Raw genomic sequence first — 18,884 nt, forward strand, 5'->3', positions numbered from 1 at the left:
TCAGCGGTACTCGGTGGGGAGGGTCCGGTCGAGCCAGGCCAGCTCGTTGTCGGAGACGTACCTGGACAGCGTCGCCTCCTGGGTCAGCGGCCACTCGTGAAAGGCCTCGACGCTCTGGACCAGGTCCTCGAGGCGCTCCGGCGTGGGATCCGCCAGGACGGTCCGCGCCTGGTCGACGAAGCCGTCGGGGAGTTCGTCGAGACCGGCGAGCGTCGGGAACAGGTACTTGTGACCCTGGAACAGCACGCGGTTGTAGGCCAGCAGCGCACGTCCCGCGGCCGACACCGCGTGCAGGACAGCATGCCGAAGCAGGTACTCCTCTCCCGAGGCGAAGGCCTGTTTGGCGAAGTAACCGGCCTGGAGCCGGACCACCGCGATGGCGGCGGCCATTCGCCGGTCCCACTCCTCCTCGCCGAGTTCGACGACAGCCTTCAGCAAGGGTTCGAGGTCCGCGCGGATCACGTCGTCGCGGGTCCAGGCGATCCGGGCGTTCGTGAACGCGGCCCGCATCGGCTCGTCACCGCGTTCGGTCCCGGCGGCCAGCAGTGCCAGAGTGACGACCTTGACGTCGACGTAGCCACCTTCGTACGTCGCGACCTCGCGCTCGACGTAGCTCACCCGGTCCTCGGCGCGCGCCTGCGCGAACACCTCGTCCGGCACGACCACGGTCACGTCGACATCCGAGTCCGGCCGCTCGGTGCCTCGGGCCACCGACCCGTCCAGCACCACGGCCAGCCACTCGGGCCGGACAGTACTGACGAACGCCGCGAGCGTGTCCTCGTGATGCCGCATCAGCTTGCCTCGCTCAGAGCGGCGTCGTACACCCAGCGTCCGTCCTCGCGAACGAAGTGGCTGTTCTCGTACTGGTCGCCCGCCTGGCCGTTCTCGGTGAAGTGGGCGCGGAACTCCACGGTCCCCGCGGTGTGGAACGGACCGCCGTCGGTGCTGCCCAGGATCTCCAGCCCGGTCCACTCGATCCGGTCGTCGAAGCGCAAACTCGGCGGCCGGTTCGGCGTTGACCACGACCGCAGCAGGTAGGCCTCGTCGCGGACGACGAACGCGCTGTACCGCGATCGCATCAACTGCTCCGCTGTCGCGGCCTCCTTCCGGCCTTGGTGCAACCCGCCACAGCAGTCGCCGTACGCGGCCCCCAGCCCGCACGGACACGCAGACGTGGCGGACAGCGGCGGTACCCGGCGAGCGGAACGTTTGGCCATCCCCCGATTGTGGCCGACAGCGTTCGCGCTGCCACCAGTGGTCCGGTCCCCCGCGTTTGTTGAGGTTTCGTTGCAGTGGGCCCCGATCGGTGTACAGCGACGAACCGGAACCGCATCCGGGTCGTCTCAGCCTGCGATCGAGGAGTTCGTTCGAGCTCGGCGTCGCGGTGACCATCGGGTGGGGATTCGGTGGGTCGCGACGTCTTCACGCCGCTGAAAATTCTGGGGGATTGTCATGACTGCCGTCCTGCTGTCGCCACCACGGGATCCCGGCCTGCCGGACGTGCTCTTGCCGAGGGCACTTCCGTTCTGGAGAAGGGCTTTGAAGCACCCACGGCTCATGCAGAGCCATCGGTTGGCGCTGCTCGTCCTGGTGGTCAACTTGGCGGTCCTCGTCGACGGTCTGGCGAATCACCAATGGACTGAAGTCAGCACTGTCGCACTGGTGGCTCAGGTCAATTTCGCGCTGGGAATTCTGGTGCGTCAGCAGCTCTTCGTGAATTTCCTTTCCCGGTTGGTGATGAGGGCACCGAGGACCTGGCCGCTGCGGCTGCGCTGGACCCTGGCGAAGGGGTACCACCTGGGTGGGTTGCACGTCGGCGGCGCGGTCTGCGGGACCTTCTGGTTCCTCGGCCTGACCGTCGTCGCGATCGGCGAGGTGGGTCCGGCGCTGCTGCTCGTGTACTGCGCCCAATCGCTCGTGCTGCTCGGGATCTTGGTGACGGCTCGCCCAAAGATGCGGGCCAAGCACCACGACCTGTTCGAGCGGGTGCACCGCTTCGGCGGGTGGGGCCTGTCCGTGCTCTTCTGGACCGGCGCCGTCCTGCTCGCGGACGAGCGGCGTGGTGGCGCGTCCCTCCTGACCGCGCTGGCGGGTACGCCGACGGTCTGGGTGCTCCTGACCACCACGGTCAGCTCGCTGGTGCCGTGGATGTTGCTGCGCCGGATCCCGATCGAAGTCACGCGACCCTCGTCGCACGTCGCGCTGGTCCGCAGCGCCCGGAGCCGCCCGATGGCGGGGTCGACCCGATCGGTCGCACGGCACCCGCTGAAGCAGTGGCACAGCTTCGCCGTGATCCCGACGCCGGGCGCGCCCGGATTCCGGATGGCGGTCTCCCGGGCCGGCGATTGGACCGGGGACTTCGTCGACAACCCGCCCACGCACCTCTGGGTCCGCGGCGTCGCCACCGCCGGCATGGCGAACTACGGCACCGTCTTCCACCGAGTCGTGTACGTGGTGACCGGCAGCGGGATCGGCCCCGTCCTCGCCCACGTCCTCGCGGCCCGGGTACCGCACAAGCTGGTCTGGGTGACCCGCGATCCGGTGAAGACGTACGGCCAGGACCTGGTCGACGAGATCCTCACCGCCCAGCCGGACACTCTCATCTGGGACACCGACGCCTACGGCAAACCCGACATGGTCAGGCTGGCCTACTCGGCGTACTCCTCGTCCGGTGCCGAAGCGGTCGTCTGCGTCTCGAACAAGAGGGTCACCTGGACCGTGGTCCACGGCCTGGAGCGCCTCGGCATCCCCGCCCTCGGCCCGATCTGGGACTCCTAGCCGATCGATCCGAGGTCTGCTGCCACGGCTGTGATCGTGGTTATCCTGGCGGAACTGGTCCTCGGTCTTGCCCATGGGGGGCGGCGACGAGGCTGCCGGAAGGCCGCGTGCATGAGCAAACCCGTCATTCTGACCGTCGACGACGACCCCGAGGTGTCGGCCGCGATCTCGCGTGATCTGCGCGAGCGGTACGGCACGGAGTACCTGGTCGTCCGGGCCACCTCGGGTGCGCAGGCGCTCGACGTCCTCACCAAGCTGGCGTTGCGTAACCAACCGGTGGCGCTGATCGCGACCGACCAGCGGATGCCCGGGATGACCGGGATCGAACTGCTGGCCGCGGCCCGCCGGCAGGCGCCGGACGCCAAGTACCTGCTGCTCACCGCGTACGCCGACACCGACGTCGCGATCAAGGCGATCAACGCCATCGGCCTCGACTACTACCTGGTCAAGCCGTGGGATCCGCCCGAGGAGCACCTGTACCCGGTGGTCGACGACCTGCTCGGCGACTGGCGGGACGCCCACCCCGAACACACCTCGGACATCCGGGTCGTCGGGCACCGGTGGTCCGATCGCAGCCATGAGGTGAAGACCTTCCTGGCCCGCAACCACGTGCCGTACCGCTGGTACGACACCGACCACGACACCGAGGCCCAGCGCCTTCGCGACCTGGCCGGCGCCGCGGATTCCGAGCTGCCGCTGGTCCTGGTTCCGGACGGAGAGACGCTGCGCTCCCCCAGTCCCGTCGAGCTCGCCTCCGCCCTCGGTCTGCGGACCACCGCACGGCAGCCGCTGTACGACGTCTGCATCGTCGGCGGCGGACCGGCCGGCCTGGCCGCGGGCGTGTACGCGGCCTCCGAGGGACTGAGCACGGTCATCGTCGAGCGCGAGGCACCCGGTGGTCAGGCCGGACAGAGTGCCGCGATCGAGAACTACCTCGGCTTCCCCAAGGGGCTGACCGGGTCCGACCTCGCCCGCCGAGCTGTCGCGCAGGCGTCCCGGTTCGGCGCGGAGATGGTGCTCGCGCGCTCGGTGACCGGCCTGCAGACCCGGGGACCCGTGCACGCCGTCCTGCTCGAGGGCTCGGGTGAGATCGAGGCCCGCGCCCTCATCATCGCGACCGGCGTCTCCTACCGCCGGCTCGAAGCGACCGGCCTCGCCGAGCTCACCGGCCGGGGCGTGTACTACGGCGCGACCGCGAGCGAGGCGAGCCAGTGCCAGGGCGACGACGTGTACGTGGTGGGTGCCGCGAACTCGGCCGGTCAGGCGGTCCTCAACCTGGCCCGGTTCGCCAAGCGCGTCGTGATGCTCGTCCGCGGCGCCACCCTGACCACCTCGATGTCGCAGTACCTGATCGACAAGATCGCGGCCGCGCCGAACATCGAGGTGCGCTGCCGGACCGAGGTGATCGGCTGCCGGGGCAACGGCCACCTGGAGGCGCTCACCCTGGCCGACCGGACCACCGGCGCGACCGAGGACGTCCAGACCAGCTGGCTGTTCGCGTACGTCGGCGCGGCGCCGCGGACCGACTGGGTGGGGACCGCAGTGGCCCGGGACGACCGCGGCTTCGTGGTCACCGGCCAGGACCTGCTCGGCGCGCAGTACACCGGGCACTGGTCCTTGCCGCGTCCACCTTTCGCGCTGGAGACGAGTACGCCGGGGGTCTTCGCGGCCGGCGACGTCCGGCTCGACTCGATGAAACGGGTCGCGTCCGCCGTCGGTGAGGGCGCGATGGCGATCTACCTGGTCCACCGCTACCTGGCCACGGTCTGATGGACGTCGCCGACCTGCGCGGGCTCGCCCTCTTCGACGGGCTCACCGACGACCAGCTGGCCGAGCTGCTGGCGGCCGGTACCGAGGTCCGGGTCGAACCAGGCGTCGACCTCTTCCACGAAGGCGATCCGGCCGACTTCTGGTGGGTCCTCGTCGACGGAGCACTCGCGCTGCGCCGCCACATCGGCCGCGAGGACGTGGTGGTCGGGCGGATGGACGTGCCGGGCCGGTGGGCGGGCGGGTTCCGCGCCTGGGACGAGCACGGTGTGTACCTCGCGACCGGGCAGGGCGTGGTCGAGGGCCGGATCCTCCGCGTCCCGGCCGAAGCCCTGCGCGAGCGGACGGACGCGTGGTTCCCGTTCGGCGGCCACCTGGTCAAGGGGCTGTACGGCACCGCGCGCTCGATCGAGGCGATGGCCCGGCAGCGCGAATCGCTGGTCACCCTCGGCAAGCTGGCCGCGGGCCTGGCCCACGAGATCAACAACCCGGCGGCCGCCGCGACCAGGTCGGTCAGCGCCCTCGACAAGGCCTGTACGACGTTGCTGTCGGCCCTGGGCCAGTTGGCGGACGGCCAGATCACCGCGGCGCAGTTCACCGCCCTCGACAAGCTCCGCCTGGAGCTCGAGCCCGGCGCCGGACTCGCGGACCCGCTCACGGCCGCGGACACCGAGCTCGACATCTCGTCCTGGCTGACCCGGCACGGCGTCGACCGCGACTGGGTGATCGCGCCCACGCTGGCCGCGGCCGGTGCCGACGTCGCCTGGTGCGAGCGGGCCGCGGACATGCTCGGCGACGCGGCCCTGGAGCCCGGGCTCGAGTGGGTCGCGAGCACCCTCTCGGCGGCGACCCTGCTCGGCGAGGTCAAGGAGGCGACCCGGCGCATCTCCGACCTGGTCACCGCCGTCCGGTCGTACTCGCAGATGGACCGTGGCTCCCTGCAGGAGGTCGACGTGACCGACGGCATCGAGAGCACCCTGGTGATGCTCGGCCACAAGCTCCGCGGTGGCGTCGAGGTGATCCGGTCGTACGCCACCGACGCGCCCAGGATCGAGGCGTACGCGGGTGAGCTCAACCAGGTCTGGACCAACCTGATCGACAACGCCGTCGACGCGATGGACGGGACCGGCGTCCTGCGGATCAGTACCCGGGCCGAGGGCGAGCAGCTCGTCGTCGAGATCGGGGACACCGGACCGGGGATGCCGGCCGAGGTGGCGGCGCGGGCGTTCGAGGCGTTCTACACCACCAAGGAGGCCGGCAAGGGGACCGGGCTCGGCCTCGACATCGCCCGCCGCATCGTCGAGCAGGACCACGGCGGCAGCATCACGATCGACTCACGACCGGGCGACACCGTCTTCCGCGTCGCCCTCCCGCTCCGCCCTTCCCGCTGACCCGCCGACCGGCCGGCCCAGGTTGACACCTGCGCCGCGGAATCGGCGTAACCGAGAACCAGCGAACCGGCGCGAGGTCATCACGACCTCGCGCCGGTGGCCGGCCTACTTGGCGATCGTGTAGCGGATCGTGTCGTTGCGCAGCGCGTCGCCCGACACCTTGACGATGCGCAGCGTGTGCGGCCCGTTCCTCAGGCCGGTCGAGCTGAACACCTCCCGGCCGGTGACGCGGACGTCGTTGGCCAGGTTCACCCGGCGGACCAGCTTGCCGTCGACGTAGACGTCGGCCTCACCCTGGTCGGGACCGAGGGCGGTGATCCACTGCACCCCGGTGCCCTGGAAGGCGAAGTCGATCGCGGCACCGTTCGCCGTCGCGGAGTGCACGTCGTCGCGGTGGTCGCCGCGGAACTCGAACGCCAGTGCCGTGGTCCCGACCGGCTGGGTCGCGAGGTACGCCTTCTTCAGCGTCACCACCTGGCCGTCGACGGTGTAGTCGGTCCCCTTGACCAGGTCCTGGCCGCCCTTCGACACCGCGACCAGCTCGCCCGAGTCGCGGCCGATCTCGATGCTGACGTCGGCCTGCGCGGCCGGGTTCTTGTCGAAGGCCGCCTTGTCCGGGTTCAGCAGGCTCTCCTGGCGCACGTTCAGCTTGTTCAGCAGCATGAACTGGCCCGACTTCTTCACCGCGCGGAGCGTGTGGGTCCCGTTCGGCAGGTCCGAGATGCTGTACACGACCTGCTGCGCACCCCGGCCCTCCGCCTGGTACGTGCTGACCGTCTTCTTGAACTGACCGTCCACGTAGATGTCCACGTCACCCTGCGAGTTGTGGGTCTCGGTCACGTAGTCGATCCCGGTCCCGACGAAGCTGTACGAGAAGGCGTCGCCGTTGGCCTCGGTGTACTGCACGTCGTCCTGGTAGTCACCGAGCCCGCGGCCCGAACTCCGGCTCCACGATCCGGTGTAGACGATCTGCGCGTTGTCGTTGTTCACCTCGACCGTCCGGACCGCGAGGTCGCTCGCCTTGCCGGCCGCCCCGGCCTTGGCCGACGAGTCCGTCACCGCGATGCTCAGCGGCTCGGAGACCGCGGGCACCTCGTAGTTGCCGTTGCGCTTCCAGGTGCCGTCGTACTCCACGCGCAGGTCGTCGTCGTTGACGGTGATCGCCGAGTTCTTCTGCGGAGTCACCTTGAACAACCGGGCGCCGTGCACCGGCACGTCCTGCGCGACGTATCCGGACGCGAACTGGCCGAGGTCCTTGCGGGCCCACAGGTCGCGGACCTTCGCGGTGCCGTCCAAACCGAGGTCGGCCCAGTTCACCGTCATGTCGGCGTCGGTCTGGCCCAGGTTGAAGAGGGCGACGGTGTAGCTGTTGTCCGGGTTCAGCGAGTACCAGACCTGCCGGTTGGACTTCGTCGACACCGGCTGCGCGGGACGCCCGGCCTGGTTGACGGCGATGACCTCCCGGTTGGTCAGCCGCTCCAGGCCGTACGAGTCGAGCCGGGTCATGTCGTTGCCGATGTACAGCGGGGCCGTCGACACCGCCCACAACGTGGCCGCGGTCCGGCGCTCGTCCTTGGTCAGCCCGTCCATCTGGCCGTTGCCGACGTTGAGCGAGTCCAGGTCGTTCCAGCCGCCCGGACCGGCGTGCCGCCACCAGTCGGCCAGCTTCGGGAACAGCCGGGAGATGTTCGGCCAGGCCGTCAGCGCCTGCCCCGGGCAGTAGCACTCCACGTCCCAGTCGATCCGCCAGCCGTTCGCGTACTGCTTCCAGTAGTCCGCGTGGTTGATGTCGAGCGCCCAGGACAGCTCGAGCCAGATGCCGTGCCGCTTCAGCGCCTGCGACCACGCCTTCACGTCGTCGCGGGAGTCCAGCGACAGGTCGCTGATTCCCGAGCCCGGGGTGACGCTGTCGAATTTCAGGAAGTCGACGCCCCACTCGGCGTACAGGTCCGCGATCGAGTCGATGTACTTCTGCGCGCACGGCTTGGAGAAGTCGACCTTGTAGCCGAGGCCCCAGTAGTCCGCTTTCTGCAGCGGCAGGACCGGGAGGTCGCCGGTCCGGCAACCTTCGGCGCCGTACACGGGCAGGTTGGCGTCGATCAGCTCCTTGCCGATGCCGGGGATGCCGTAGAGCCCGACCTTCTGGCCGTTCCCGTGGATGTGGTCGATCACGGCCTGCAGGCCCTCGGGGTACAGGGTCTTGCTGGGCACCGGCCGGCCGTAGTCGTCGATGCCGCCGTTCCAGCCGGCGTCGATGTTGAGGTACTCGTAGCCGTACGGCTGCAGCTTCTCGTGCATGGCGTCCGACTGGGCCTTGAGCTGAGCCGCCGTGATCCAGCTCTGCCCGTCGGTGTTGTACACCTGCATGCTGTAGCTGCTCCAGCCCATGTAGGGCTTCAGCGCCTTCTCCCCCGCCGGGCCGCCGGTCGCGCTCGCCGGCGCGGCGTCCAGCTGGGGCGCCGGGACGGCGGACGACGTGGCCGACAGGCCGGTCGCGAAGAGCCCGGCGACTGCGAGGCCCACCAGGGCTCCTCGTAGTGCCCGGGTCCGAACGGATCTGGTCATGAGCGGTGACCTCTCTGAAGATCTGCCAACCGAGGCCCCCGGACGTCACGGTCGGCGCCGCGGCTCCGGGACTCGGATCCGATAGGATATTGGAACATTTACTTAACCCCGTCAAGATTTCGAGCCCGATCGATCCGGATGAGAGGGTGAGGGGATGAGCGATCGCCCTGAGCTGATGCCCCCGTCCGGCGCGTGCGGCGAGGACCTGCGGGCGGTCTACGCCGCGGCCCTGCACAACCTGCTCGACGTCAACGTGGTCCCCGACACCGAGCCCGGTACGGCGTACGTGCGCGCGGGCGGCGGGTACTCGGACCCCTGGACCCGGGATGCCGCGATCAACTCGTGGCACGCGGTCAGCCTGCTCGCGCCCGACGTCGCCCGGCACACCCTGCTGAAGGTGTGTGAGGGCGACGTGGTCGCACAGGACAACCAGTGGTGGGACCAGATCATCTGGGTGATCGGCGCCCGGCACCACCACCTGGTCACCGGGGACGCCGCGTTCGCCGCGGAGGCGTACCGGATCGGCCGGGCCTCGCTGGAGATCCTGCGGCGCGACCGCTTCGACGCGGGCACCGGGCTGTACCGGGGTCCGGCGCTGATGCAGGACGGGATCGCCGGGCTGCCGGAGCCGCCGTACCAGCCGGGCAACGCCTCGTCGTTCGTGCTCGACCACCCCGGCGCCGCGGACCTGCGCTGCCTGTCCACCAACGCGATCTACACCGAGGCGCTCCGTTGCCTCGGGCAACTTGCGGCCGAGGTCGGCGAGGACCCGGTGCCGTACCACCAGCAGCGGGTCGAGCTGGTCGCCGCGATCGAGCGGAACCTGTGGTCCGAGCAGGCCGGCCGGTACGGGTACTTCCTCGGCGCGGACGGGCTCGACCCGCACCAGGAGACGGCCGGACTGGCCCTGGTCCTCGAGTTCGGCCTGGCCGGATCGGAACGGACCGCCGAGCTGATCGCCGGGATCCGGCACGAGCCGTTCGGCGTGGTGAACGTGTGGCCGCACTTCGACCGCTTCGACGCCGAGCACCCGGGCCGGCACAACGCCATCTGCTGGCCGATGGTGATGGGCCTGTGGGGGTACGCCGCGGCCGCCGCGCGCCGGGCGGACGAGTTCGGCCGGACCCTCGACGACCTGGTCCGGTTGTTCCGGTCGAGTGGGGACGAGTTGTTCGAGCTCTACAACGCGACCACCGGTGCGGTGGACGGCGGCTGGCAGGTCGGCCGCCAGTGGGAGTCGCTGCCCGACCAGACCTGGTCCGCGACGGCCCTGCTCCGGCTGGTCCACGAGGGCCTGTTCGGCATCCGCTTCACCCCGGCCGGTCTCGCCTTCCAGCCGACGCTGCCCCCACGGTACCGGGGTGAGTGGTCGCTGCGCTCACTCAAGTACCGCGGTGCCGTCCTCGACCTCACCTTGCGGGGCGAGGGCACCGAGATCGTGTCGCTCCAGCTCGACGGCGTCCACGTCTCCCCCACCGAAACCGCCGTACCGGCAACGCTCACCGGCCGGCACCACGTCGAGATCCAGGTCGGCTGACCGATACCCGTGCAACCGAAGCGGCGGCTCGTCCGTCTCAACCGGCCGACAAGACATTCGCCCCCTGGTCATGTGGCCAGGCTCTTGCGGAGGTGGCAATGACTCACAGGATCAGCAGACGACAGGCCCTCCTGCTCGGCGGCGGCGCGGTCGCCGGTGCCGCGTCCCTCGGGACGGTGGCCGGAGCCGGGCCGGCCGCGGCGGCGACCGGGTGGATCCGGCTCCCGATCATCACAGCGAACATCGGCCGCAAGCACCTGGGCGCCCGGGAGGCGGCGATCCGGGCCGTTCGCAACGGCGATCCGGGCACCCGGCCGGTGGTCGGCTGGCAGGAGATCCGGGAGGGCGACACCGGCGAGCCGGCGATGATCTCGCGGCACTTCGGTGACGCCTACCAGAACGCGTTCCTGCATCACGACACCTCGTACCGGGTGCCCGTCTCCGTCCCGCGCCCGTGGCAGGTGGTCAACTCCAAGGCCACCTTCGTGCACGGCGGGATCGGTGGCGTGACCCCGCCGCGCTGGATCAACGAGGTGGTCGTCGAGCACCGGTCCCACGCCGGGCTGAAGTTCGTGCTGATCAACACGCACTACCTGGCCGGCGCGTACAACGGCGAGCAGAACCCGAACCTGCGCGACGAGTGGGACCTGCACAAGTTGACCCACCGCGAGCGGGTGATGGCCCACCACGACCGCGGCCACCTGGTGATCTGGACGGCCGACACCAACCGGGCCGGCTACGACAAGGCGACCGGCCAGGCCGCGGAGCGGAAGGTGTTCGCCCGCGGCATCGACCGGATCAACTGGCTGCCCGGGAACGGGACCGTCCAGCTCGACCTGCTCGGGACCAGGACGACCCCGATGAGCGTGGACAGCCACGAGGCCCGGGCCGCCATCTTCCGGATCCGGCTGGCCTGATCCTCAGCTCGCGGTAGGCGGCTTCAGCGGTGAGAGGAAGGCCGGTACCGACGGGGTCGCGCCGTCGTCGCCCCAGGTCAGCACCGCGGTGTACATGACGCGCCGCTTCGCCGGGTCGGTGACGAGCCCGTCGTACGGGCACGGGCGGCCGTCCGGCGGGCAGACCCAGCCGTGCAGGAAGATCCGGCTCGGCTCGTCGGGTCCGGTCACCACGTCCGCGCCGCCGGGTCCGCAGAGTCCCGTGTTCGCCTTGTTCAGCAGGGTGTGCTCGGCCTTGTCCGCGAACGACCACTTGTCGGTGGACCGCCGCCAGACGGTCGCGTAGCGGCACTGGTCGTACCAGTTGGCCGAGGCGAGCAGGACGTACCAGTCGCCGCGCTTGACCATCACCGGGTTCTCGATGCTGTCCGCCTGCCGCCAGAGCTCACGGCTCACCGCGCCCTGCGCGACATGCAGGCCGTCGGCGGTGACCTCGACCATGCGCAACGTGCCCGGCGTCTTCTGGGTCTTGTACAGCAGGTAGGTCCGGCCGTCGCTGTCGACGAACGGGGACGGGTCGATCACACCGGAGGTCTGGTCCGGCCGGTCCGCCACCGGGTCCTCCCCCTGGCGCACCGGGCAGATCAGCGGGCGGTCCGACGGTACGTACGGACCGCCCGGCTGGTCGGAGACCGCGGTGCCGATGCAGCGCTGCCCGCCGAAGGCCTTGGCGATCGCGGCGTAGTAGAGCACGTACCCGTCTGCGGTGTGCAGGACGTCCGGCGCCCACACGGCTCCCTGTCCGGAGGCCCAGTCCGGCCAACGGGTCAGTGCGTCGGGACCAGTCGTCCACGGTCCCTGCGGTGTGGGCGCCGAGGCGACCTTGGTCAGGCCACCGGTCATGTACGCCCAGTACCGTCCCTCGGCGTGCAGTAGACCGGGGTCGGCCGCCGGATCGAGGACGGGCTGAGGTTCTGCTGGTTTCGCGGCGACCGGGGACGGGACCGCGGCGCCGAGACTGACCGCGAGGAGCAGGCCGGCCAGAACAGCACCGAGCCGGGTACGGCGTGAGGTGGGACGGATCGACGAAGCTGGCACGACAACCTCCAAAACGGGCGGACTCTGGACGGTGCTAGCGGATGCGGGCCCTGGCGCGGGAGCGTTGCGCGTCGACCATTTCGGTCGGGACGGCGCGGGCCGGTCGGGTGAGGATCTCGTGGACGACGTCGAGCGGGAGCTTGGGCTCGCGGTTCTCGGTGAGCAGGCCGTTGCGCTCCTGCTCGGTGTCGGTGAGCTGGGTGTAGCAGAAGCCGGCCACCTCGGGGCTGTCGAGCAAGGCGCCGATGAGCTCGCCGAGTCGGTCCCGGAGCTCGTCGGCCGACTCGACCGTGCCGTACCCGAACCACTTCTCCCCCGCGGACGGCGTGTAGCTCAGCCCACCGAACTCTGTCAGGACCACCGGCTGTCCCGCGTTCACCGGATCACCGAGCAGGACCCGGTGACGACCCGGCCAGCGCTCGTGCAGAGTGCGGTGCACCGCGTCGGCATCGCCGTACCGCTCGCGCAGACCGGCTTCTGTCGGGGAGTAGTCGTGAACGCCCCAGATGTCGCTCTCGGTGTGCTCCCAGCCGTCGTTCGAGATCACCGGGCGGGACGGGTCGATCGCCTTGGTGAGGTGGTACAGCGCGGTCGCGAAGTGCTGCTGGTCCGCGCGCTCCGCGATGTCCGGGACGCCCCAGCTCTCGTTCAGCGGCACCCAGGTGACGACGCAAGGGTGGCTCACGTCGCGACGGACCACGTCGAGCCACTCGCGGGTCAGCCGCTCCACGGCCGGGACGGAGTACTCGTACGCGTTGGCCATCTCGCCCCACACCAGTACGCCGAGCCGGTCGCACCAGGAGAGGAACCGCGGATCCTCGACCTTCTGGTGCACCCGGACGCCGTTGAACCCGAGCTCCTTGATCAGCTCGGCCTCCCGCTTCAACGCGGCGTCGTCGGGTGCGGTCAGGTGGGACTGCGGCCAGTACCCCTGACCGAGAACGAGGCGGAGGAAGTACGGGCGGCCGTTCAGCAGGAACCGGCCGTCGGCCACTTCGGCGCTGCGCAGGCCGAGGTAGCTGCTCACCTCGTCCACCATGGTGCCGTCGTCGAGCAGCGTGACCTCGGCGTCGATCAGGGTCGGCGACTCCGGGGACCAGAGCAACCGCTGTCGGTACTGGCCGTTGCGCAACGCGGGCACCGCGATGTCGTGCTCGCTTGCATTGTCGCGGACCTGGACGGTCTGGTGGGACAGCACCTCCTCACCGAGGCGCAGCACCACCCGCACAGTCACCGGACCGGCCGGGACTCCGCTGAGCTGCAGCGCCATCCGCACTCGGGCGTCGCCGATCTCCGGAGTCCACCGCACCTCCGACACGTGCAGTTCGGCGACCGTTTCCGTCCACACGGGCTGCCAGATCCCGGAGGTGCGGTGGTACCAGATCGCGTGCGGCTCGGGCAGCCAGTCCTGCTTGCCGCGGGGCTGGCTGACGTCCAGCGGCTGGTCCTCGGCCCGGACCACGAGCACCTGCTCGGGCTGTGCCGGGTCCAGCGCGTCGGTCACGTCCAGGGCGAACGGGGTCTGGCCGCCCTCGTGGTCGCCGACCGGGACGCCGTTCACCCACACCTTCGCGCGGTAGTCGACCGCGCCGAAGTGCAGCAGGGTCCGCCGCCCTTCGACCGCCGCGGCCTCGAAGGTACGCCGGTACCAGAGCACCGGGTGGTACCCGGTCTCGTGCACGCCGGACGCCTTCGACTCGGGCGGATACGGGACCGTGATCGCCCGGTCGAACGCCTCGGCCGACGTCCACCACCGCTCCCGGAGTCCACGGTCGTCGTCGTCGAACGCGAAGCGCCACTCGCCGCACAGGTCGGTCCAGCCGTCCCGGACCAGCTGGGGCCGGGGATGGGTCAGGTCGGGATTCGCCATCGTCGGAGTCGTGCCCTTCGTCAGTAGTGGGCCAGTCGTGGCTGGCTGCGGTCTTCGGTGGCGACGAGGACGTCGAGCAGGTGCTCCTGCAACCGGAGCCGGTCACCGAGATGGTCCGGGTGGTCCCACAGATTCGTCAGCTCGTCGGGGTCCGACTCCAGGTCGTACAGCTCGCCGGTGCGGTCGCGATCGGTCGCCGGCGCGCCGTGATACGCGATGAGCTTCCACTGCCCGGTCCGCAGCATCGTGGTGTGCACGGCCGGGTCGTACGGATGCCCGCTGTTGCGGTACTCGCACAACGCCCAGCCGCGGGTCGGAGCGTCCTCGTCGCCGCGGGCCAACGGGAGCATGCTCATCCCCTGCCCGCGCGGGAGCGGCAGTTCGCCGGTTGCCTCCAGCAACGTCGGGCCCAGGTCGATCCACTGCACCAGCTCGGACCTGCGCTCGCCGGCCGGGAGCTGTCCGGGCCAGCGGACGATCAACGGCACCCGGACGGCGCAGTCGTACATCATCGGGCCCTTCAGCATCAGCTGGTGGTCGCCGAGCATCTCGCCGTGGTCGCTGGTGAACACCACGATCGTGTTGTCGGCCAGCCCTTCGTCCTCCAGCGCGTCCAGGATCCGCCCGACCTCGTCGTCGACCAGGCTGACCATCGCGTAGTACGCCGCCTTGGTCTCCTGCAGCTCGTCCTCGCTGTACGTCGTGTACCCGCGGGCGTGACCGCCGTACGACTCCTTCGACGCCTCGGTCAGGATCGGCGGCTTGGTGTCCAGCTCGCCGTCCCGGGTGACCGGCCGGCTCAGCTTGTCGGGGTCGTACCGGTCGAGGTACTCCTTGGGCGCTCCGAAGCCGTGGTGCGGGTCGAAGAAGTTGGCGATGAAGCAGAACGGCTTCGACGTGTCCCGGGACGACCGCAGGTAGTCGATGGTCTCGTTGCCGATCCACCGGCTGTAGTGCGCCTCGGTCGGCAGGTTGTCGAAGCCGCCGCCGCCTTCCTCGAGCGCCTTGGCGTACAGATCCGGGTGCGCGACCTGGAGCCAGCGGTGGTACTGGTTCTCCGACGAGCCCCGGTACGGGTCGTGGGCCCAGCGGAAGACCCGGAACCCGTCGTCGTGCCGCGGTTCCAGCCGGCCGTCCTTGCAGGCGGACAGGTGCAGTTTGCCGACCAGGCCGCAGTCGTACCCGGCATCGGCGAGCGCCTTGGTGAAGAACCGCTCGTCGTCGGGCAGGTGGACGCCGTTCGCCCACAGGCCGTGCGCGTGCGGGTAGCGCGACGTCATCAGGGTGGCCCGCGACGGCGCGCAGACCGGGTTCTGGACATAGCAGTTCTCGAACAGCACGCCGTCGCGGGCGAGCCGGTCGAGGTTCGGGGTCAGCACCTGGTCGTTGCCGTAGGCACGAATCGTGTCGAACCGCTGCTGATCGGTACAGATCAGCAGGACGTTCGGCCGTTCGGCGGGACCGGGCTGGTTCTCGGGTGAGGTCATGACTTGACGGCTCCTGCGATTCCTTCGACGAAGTAGCGTTGGAGTAGGACGAACAGGGCGACCACCGGCAGCAGCGAGATGGAGGCGGCCGCCGCCATCCCGGACCAGTCGGTGGAGTTCTCGCCCACGAAGGCCAGCATGCCCACGCTCAGCGTGCGCAGGTCCGGCCGGGAGAAGCTGAACACCAGCGGGAGGAAGAACGCGTTCCAGGTGCCCAGGAAGGTCAGCAGGGTGACCGTCGCGGTGACCGGGTTCGCCAGCGGCAGCATGATCCGGGCGAAGATGCTGAAGAACCCCGCCCCGTCGATCACCGCCGACTCCTCCAGCTCCCGCGGCAACTGCCGGAAGTAGCCCAGGTACAGCAGGATCGACGCGACGTGCGCGCCACCGGCCAGCGCGAGCACCATCCCGCTGAGTGAGTTGAGCAGGCCGAGCTGCTGGGAGATCTCGACCACCGGGATGATCGTGTACCCGGTCGGCACGAACAAGGTGGCGATCAGGATCACCATCACCACCTTCTTGCCGAAGAAGCTCTGCCGGGCCAGCACGTACCCCGCCATCGCGCACCGCAGCACGACCAGGACCACGGTCGTCACGGTGACGATCACCGTGTTGATCAGGTACTTGCCGAAGCCTGCGTCGCTCCACGCCCGGCTGTAGTTGCCCCACTCGGCCTTCTCCGGCAGCAGGGACAGCCCGGCGGTGAAGACCTCGAGCGGATTCTTCAGCGACGCGCCGACCATCCACAGGAACGGGTAGATCCACAGCAGGCCACCGATCGCGATCACGGCGGCCGCGAACCACCACGGCAACCGGCGGACCAACCGCGCCCCGCTCCACTTGTTGTTCCCGGGACGGCGTCTGTTCCCGGTCCGGCGTCGCGCCGGCAGGACCTCGTCGGCGGTACTCATCGGGCACTCCTCGTCTTCCGGGCGGCTCGGATCCCGGCCAGCTGCAACAGACCGACCAGTCCGACGAACAGGCCGAACACCACCGCGGCCGCGGACGCGAACCCGAGCTGCGGCACGCTGGCCGCGAAGGCCCACCGGTAGATATAGATCTCGACCACCTCGGTCGCGTAGAACGGCCCGCCGTTGGTCATCGTCAGCATCAGGTCGAACACCTTCAACGTGCTCTCCAGCGTGAGCAGGGTGATGATCACCGCGAACGGCTTCAGCAACGGCAACGTCACGTGCCGCAGCAGCTTCCACGGTCCGGCCCCGTCGATCGCGGCCGCCTCGTACACCTCGTCCGGCACGGTCTGCAACGCGGCCAGCCAGTAGATCAGCGTGACGCCGAACCACTTCCAGATGTACACCGAGACCACCGTCCACAGCGCGGTCTTCGGGTCACCGAGGAAGTTGATGCCGTCAGCCACGAGACCGAGTTCGCGGAGCAGTGTGTTCACCGGTCCGGACGCCGGGTCGAAGACGAACTGCATGACCACGCCGACGATCGCGGTCGTGGTCACCACCGGCAGGAAGAACGCGGTCCGGAACAGCGTCCGCATCGGCAGCTTCGGCGAGTTCAGCACCAGCGCCAGCAGCAACGTCAGCAGCACCTTCAGCGGCACCACGGCGACCATGAACAGCACGGTGATCTTGAACGAGTTCCAGAACAGCGGATCCGCCAGCACCGCGCGGTAGTTCGCCAGCCCGACCCAGGTCTTGTCCGCGTCGAAGCCGTTCCACTCGACGAACGAGTACCAGTAGCTGGCCAGGATCGGATAGACCGTGTAGACGCCGTACAGCACCACGGTCGGGGTGAGGAACAACCACACCCACAGCTGGTTGCGGCCGAGCCGGCGATCCCGGCCGGCCTTCGGGGACCGACGGGTACCGCGCTCGGGCGGCGCGTCGGGGACGACTGTGACAGCCACCGGTTCCCTGCTCCTCACGCAGACTTGTACTTGTCGCGGTCGTAGTCCTGCCCCGGCGTCCAGTTCGCGAAGGCCCAGTCGGACACGGCGACCTTCCCGCCCTTCGCGGCGACCGCCTTCACCGCCCGGTCCCGCTCGGCGGTCAGCTTGCTGTCGTACTCCGCGAGCGCCTTCCGGACGTCCTTCACCTGGCCGCTCAACGCGCCTTGGACGATCTGGCCGAGCGGCGGCTGGATCTGCTTCATCTCCGCGACCACCTCGCTCACGCCCGGGTTCCGCACCTCCGCGGCGGGCCGCAGCCGCACCTGGTTGCGGAAGATCGCGGCCGCCTCCTTGTAGGTGGGGTGAACGTTCGCCTGGTCGACCAGGTCGATGTTCACCGGCATCCCGTCCATCTGCTCGGCCTCGGCCTTCATGACCTCTTCGGAGGCGAACAGCTTCACCAGTTCCGCCGCCTTGTCCTGTTGCTGCGAGGTCGCCGCGACGCAGTAGTCCCCGGCCTTGGGCGCGGAGTACAGGTACGCGGGCCGGCCGGCCTCGGCGACCGGGATCGGGACCACGCCGACCTTGTCCAGGAACGGCTTGAACTGGTCGTTGACCACGCCGACGTTCCACGGACCGTCGAAGAACAGACCCGCCACGCCGGTCGACCAGCGGGCCCGGGCGGTCCGCGCGTCCAGCGACGAGGACGCCGGGAAGAGCAGGTCGTCCTTCTTCAGCGAGACCAGGAACTCGATCGCGTTCACGTACTCGTCCCGGGCGTGCGCGTACTCCCCGGTCCTCGGGTCCATCGACCCGACCCCGCCGGCCGCCATCGACAGGTCGGTGACGTGCTCGCCCATCCGCTCGGCGAACTGCAGCGGCGCGACCCAGCCGGAGATCCCCTTGCCGCCGGCCGCCTCGATCTTGCGGGCGGACGCGCGGAATCCGTCCCAGCTGGCCAGGTCGCGCTTCGGGTCCAGGCCGGCCTTCTCGGCGAGTTCCACGTTGTACCAAGTCAGCGTCGCGTACTGCCGGAAGCTGACCAGCGGAAGCGAGTACAGCTTGTCGTCGAAGTGGGTGAAGCCGTTCAGGAAGACGTCCTGCGGCATCGCCGACAGGGCTTCCTTGTCGAGCTCGATCGGGGCCAGCCAGCCCTCCTTGCGCAGCCGTGCCTGCGGGAGCTGCACACCGGCCGTGGTGAAGACGTCCGGCAACTGCTTGCTGCCGAAGGCGAGCTGCAGCGCCTGGCCTTGCTGGTTCGGGTTGTAGACGGTGTACTCGACCGCGACCCCGTGCGCCTTCTGGAAGTCCGCGAACAGCTTCTTGTGCAGGTCCGCCCGCGGCTGGAAGTGGTCCCAGCAGCGCAGCCCCTTGCCGCCGGCCGCCTGGCCGCCACCGCCGTCCCCACCGGGAGCGGTGCTGCAGGCACTCGTGGCGAGCGCGCCGAGCACCGCACCGGCCGATGCGCCCAGGAAACCTCGCCTGCTGATCATGTGGATCCTCCTCGATGGACAGGGTGGCGATTGGTACAGCGTTGTACCAAGAACCCGCCCCGGCTGTACAGGGTTCGGCCGGGAATTGCGCTGATCGGGCGGATGTCCGGGGTGGATTCGGGCGCGAGCTGGTCTCACGTT

Annotated in this window: 14 protein-coding genes; 5 read left to right on the forward strand and 9 right to left on the reverse strand. The window is 69.7% G+C overall.

From position 1 onward, the window contains the following. Positions 1-792 (reverse strand): nucleotidyltransferase domain-containing protein, encoded by a 792-nt coding sequence (locus tag FB561_RS29145; RefSeq protein ID WP_145812243.1) that lies wholly within the window; start codon positions 790-792, stop codon positions 1-3. Then, on the reverse strand, positions 792-1,217 hold the full coding sequence (locus FB561_RS29150) for a YchJ family protein (protein WP_145812245.1): 426 nt from the start codon (positions 1,215-1,217) through the stop codon (positions 792-794). The genes FB561_RS29145 and FB561_RS29150 overlap by 1 nt, the downstream gene beginning before the upstream one ends. Before the next feature lie 520 nt (positions 1,218-1,737). Here FB561_RS29150 and FB561_RS29155 point away from each other — a divergent pair. From FB561_RS29155 to FB561_RS29165, 3 genes are all read left to right on the forward strand, one after another. Next, a complete protein-coding gene (locus FB561_RS29155) occupies positions 1,738-2,778 on the forward strand; it encodes a ferredoxin reductase domain-containing protein (RefSeq protein WP_238335114.1) in 1,041 nt (346 codons plus the stop codon). A gap of 111 nt (positions 2,779-2,889) precedes the next feature. Then, complete coding sequence (locus FB561_RS29160) at positions 2,890-4,548, forward strand: FAD-dependent oxidoreductase (RefSeq protein WP_145812247.1); 1,659 nt, start codon at positions 2,890-2,892, stop codon at positions 4,546-4,548. Next, positions 4,548-5,936, forward strand: coding sequence for a sensor histidine kinase (locus tag FB561_RS29165; protein ID WP_145812249.1), 1,389 nt, complete (start codon positions 4,548-4,550; stop codon positions 5,934-5,936). The genes FB561_RS29160 and FB561_RS29165 overlap by 1 nt, the downstream gene beginning before the upstream one ends. Before the next feature lie 105 nt (positions 5,937-6,041). Here the strand turns inward: FB561_RS29165 and FB561_RS29170 are convergent, their stop codons facing one another. Beyond that, positions 6,042-8,501, reverse strand: a complete 2,460-nt coding sequence (locus FB561_RS29170) for a X2-like carbohydrate binding domain-containing protein (RefSeq protein ID WP_145812252.1) — start codon at positions 8,499-8,501, stop codon at positions 6,042-6,044. Between the two features lie 154 nt (positions 8,502-8,655). Between FB561_RS29170 and FB561_RS29175 the strand changes: the two genes are divergently transcribed. Both FB561_RS29175 and FB561_RS29180 read left to right on the forward strand, forming a co-directional pair. Next, on the forward strand, positions 8,656-10,038 hold the full coding sequence (locus FB561_RS29175) for an MGH1-like glycoside hydrolase domain-containing protein (protein WP_145812254.1): 1,383 nt from the start codon (positions 8,656-8,658) through the stop codon (positions 10,036-10,038). A 98-nt stretch (positions 10,039-10,136) separates the two neighbouring features. After that, on the forward strand, positions 10,137-10,955 hold the full coding sequence (locus FB561_RS29180; RefSeq protein ID WP_145812257.1) for a hypothetical protein: 819 nt from the start codon (positions 10,137-10,139) through the stop codon (positions 10,953-10,955). A gap of 3 nt (positions 10,956-10,958) precedes the next feature. Here FB561_RS29180 and FB561_RS29185 read toward each other — a convergent pair whose 3' ends face one another. The 6 genes from FB561_RS29185 to FB561_RS29210 are packed head-to-tail and all read right to left on the reverse strand — an operon-like array spanning position 10,959 to position 18,743. Next, positions 10,959-12,032, reverse strand: coding sequence for a glycoside hydrolase family 43 protein (locus FB561_RS29185; RefSeq protein ID WP_145812260.1), 1,074 nt, complete (start codon positions 12,030-12,032; stop codon positions 10,959-10,961). 34 nt (positions 12,033-12,066) lie between these two features. Further along, a complete protein-coding gene (locus tag FB561_RS29190) occupies positions 12,067-13,902 on the reverse strand; it encodes a glycoside hydrolase family 2 protein (protein ID WP_145812262.1) in 1,836 nt (611 codons plus the stop codon). Positions 13,903-13,922: 20 nt separating this feature from the next. Continuing rightward, the gene (locus FB561_RS29195; protein WP_145812263.1) at positions 13,923-15,389 is read right to left on the reverse strand and encodes a sulfatase family protein; all 1,467 of its coding nucleotides are present in this window, start codon (positions 15,387-15,389) and stop codon (positions 13,923-13,925) included. Then, on the reverse strand, positions 15,386-16,300 hold the full coding sequence (locus tag FB561_RS29200; protein WP_145812266.1) for a carbohydrate ABC transporter permease: 915 nt from the start codon (positions 16,298-16,300) through the stop codon (positions 15,386-15,388). The genes FB561_RS29195 and FB561_RS29200 overlap by 4 nt, the downstream gene beginning before the upstream one ends. Continuing rightward, positions 16,297-17,268, reverse strand: coding sequence for a carbohydrate ABC transporter permease (locus tag FB561_RS29205; RefSeq protein WP_145812271.1), 972 nt, complete (start codon positions 17,266-17,268; stop codon positions 16,297-16,299). Before FB561_RS29205 ends, FB561_RS29200 begins: the two co-directional genes overlap by 4 nt. Positions 17,269-17,282: 14 nt before the next feature. Continuing rightward, positions 17,283-18,743, reverse strand: a complete 1,461-nt coding sequence (locus FB561_RS29210) for an ABC transporter substrate-binding protein (RefSeq protein WP_145812275.1) — start codon at positions 18,741-18,743, stop codon at positions 17,283-17,285. Positions 18,744-18,884: the final 141 nt, after the last annotated feature.

The sequence above is a fragment of the Kribbella amoyensis genome (assembly GCF_007828865.1).
Lineage (GTDB): Bacteria > Actinomycetota > Actinomycetes > Propionibacteriales > Kribbellaceae > Kribbella > Kribbella amoyensis.

What these genes read in the sequence shown, in the direction of transcription:
- FB561_RS29145 (WP_145812243.1), bottom strand. Translation starts at nt 792, where the DNA reads ATGCGGCATCACGAGGACACGCTCGCGGCGTTCGTCAGTACTGTCCGG.
- FB561_RS29150 (WP_145812245.1), bottom strand. Translation starts at nt 1,217, where the DNA reads ATGGCCAAACGTTCCGCTCGCCGGGTACCGCCGCTGTCCGCCACGTCT.
- FB561_RS29155 (WP_238335114.1), top strand. Translation starts at nt 1,738, where the DNA reads ATGAGGGCACCGAGGACCTGGCCGCTGCGGCTGCGCTGGACCCTGGCG.
- FB561_RS29160 (WP_145812247.1), top strand. Translation starts at nt 2,890, where the DNA reads ATGAGCAAACCCGTCATTCTGACCGTCGACGACGACCCCGAGGTGTCG.
- FB561_RS29165 (WP_145812249.1), top strand. Translation starts at nt 4,548, where the DNA reads ATGGACGTCGCCGACCTGCGCGGGCTCGCCCTCTTCGACGGGCTCACC.
- FB561_RS29170 (WP_145812252.1), bottom strand. Translation starts at nt 8,501, where the DNA reads ATGACCAGATCCGTTCGGACCCGGGCACTACGAGGAGCCCTGGTGGGC.
- FB561_RS29175 (WP_145812254.1), top strand. Translation starts at nt 8,656, where the DNA reads ATGAGCGATCGCCCTGAGCTGATGCCCCCGTCCGGCGCGTGCGGCGAG.
- FB561_RS29180 (WP_145812257.1), top strand. Translation starts at nt 10,137, where the DNA reads ATGACTCACAGGATCAGCAGACGACAGGCCCTCCTGCTCGGCGGCGGC.
- FB561_RS29190 (WP_145812262.1), bottom strand. Translation starts at nt 13,902, where the DNA reads ATGGCGAATCCCGACCTGACCCATCCCCGGCCCCAGCTGGTCCGGGAC.
- FB561_RS29195 (WP_145812263.1), bottom strand. Translation starts at nt 15,389, where the DNA reads ATGACCTCACCCGAGAACCAGCCCGGTCCCGCCGAACGGCCGAACGTC.
- FB561_RS29200 (WP_145812266.1), bottom strand. Translation starts at nt 16,300, where the DNA reads ATGAGTACCGCCGACGAGGTCCTGCCGGCGCGACGCCGGACCGGGAAC.
- FB561_RS29210 (WP_145812275.1), bottom strand. Translation starts at nt 18,743, where the DNA reads ATGATCAGCAGGCGAGGTTTCCTGGGCGCATCGGCCGGTGCGGTGCTC.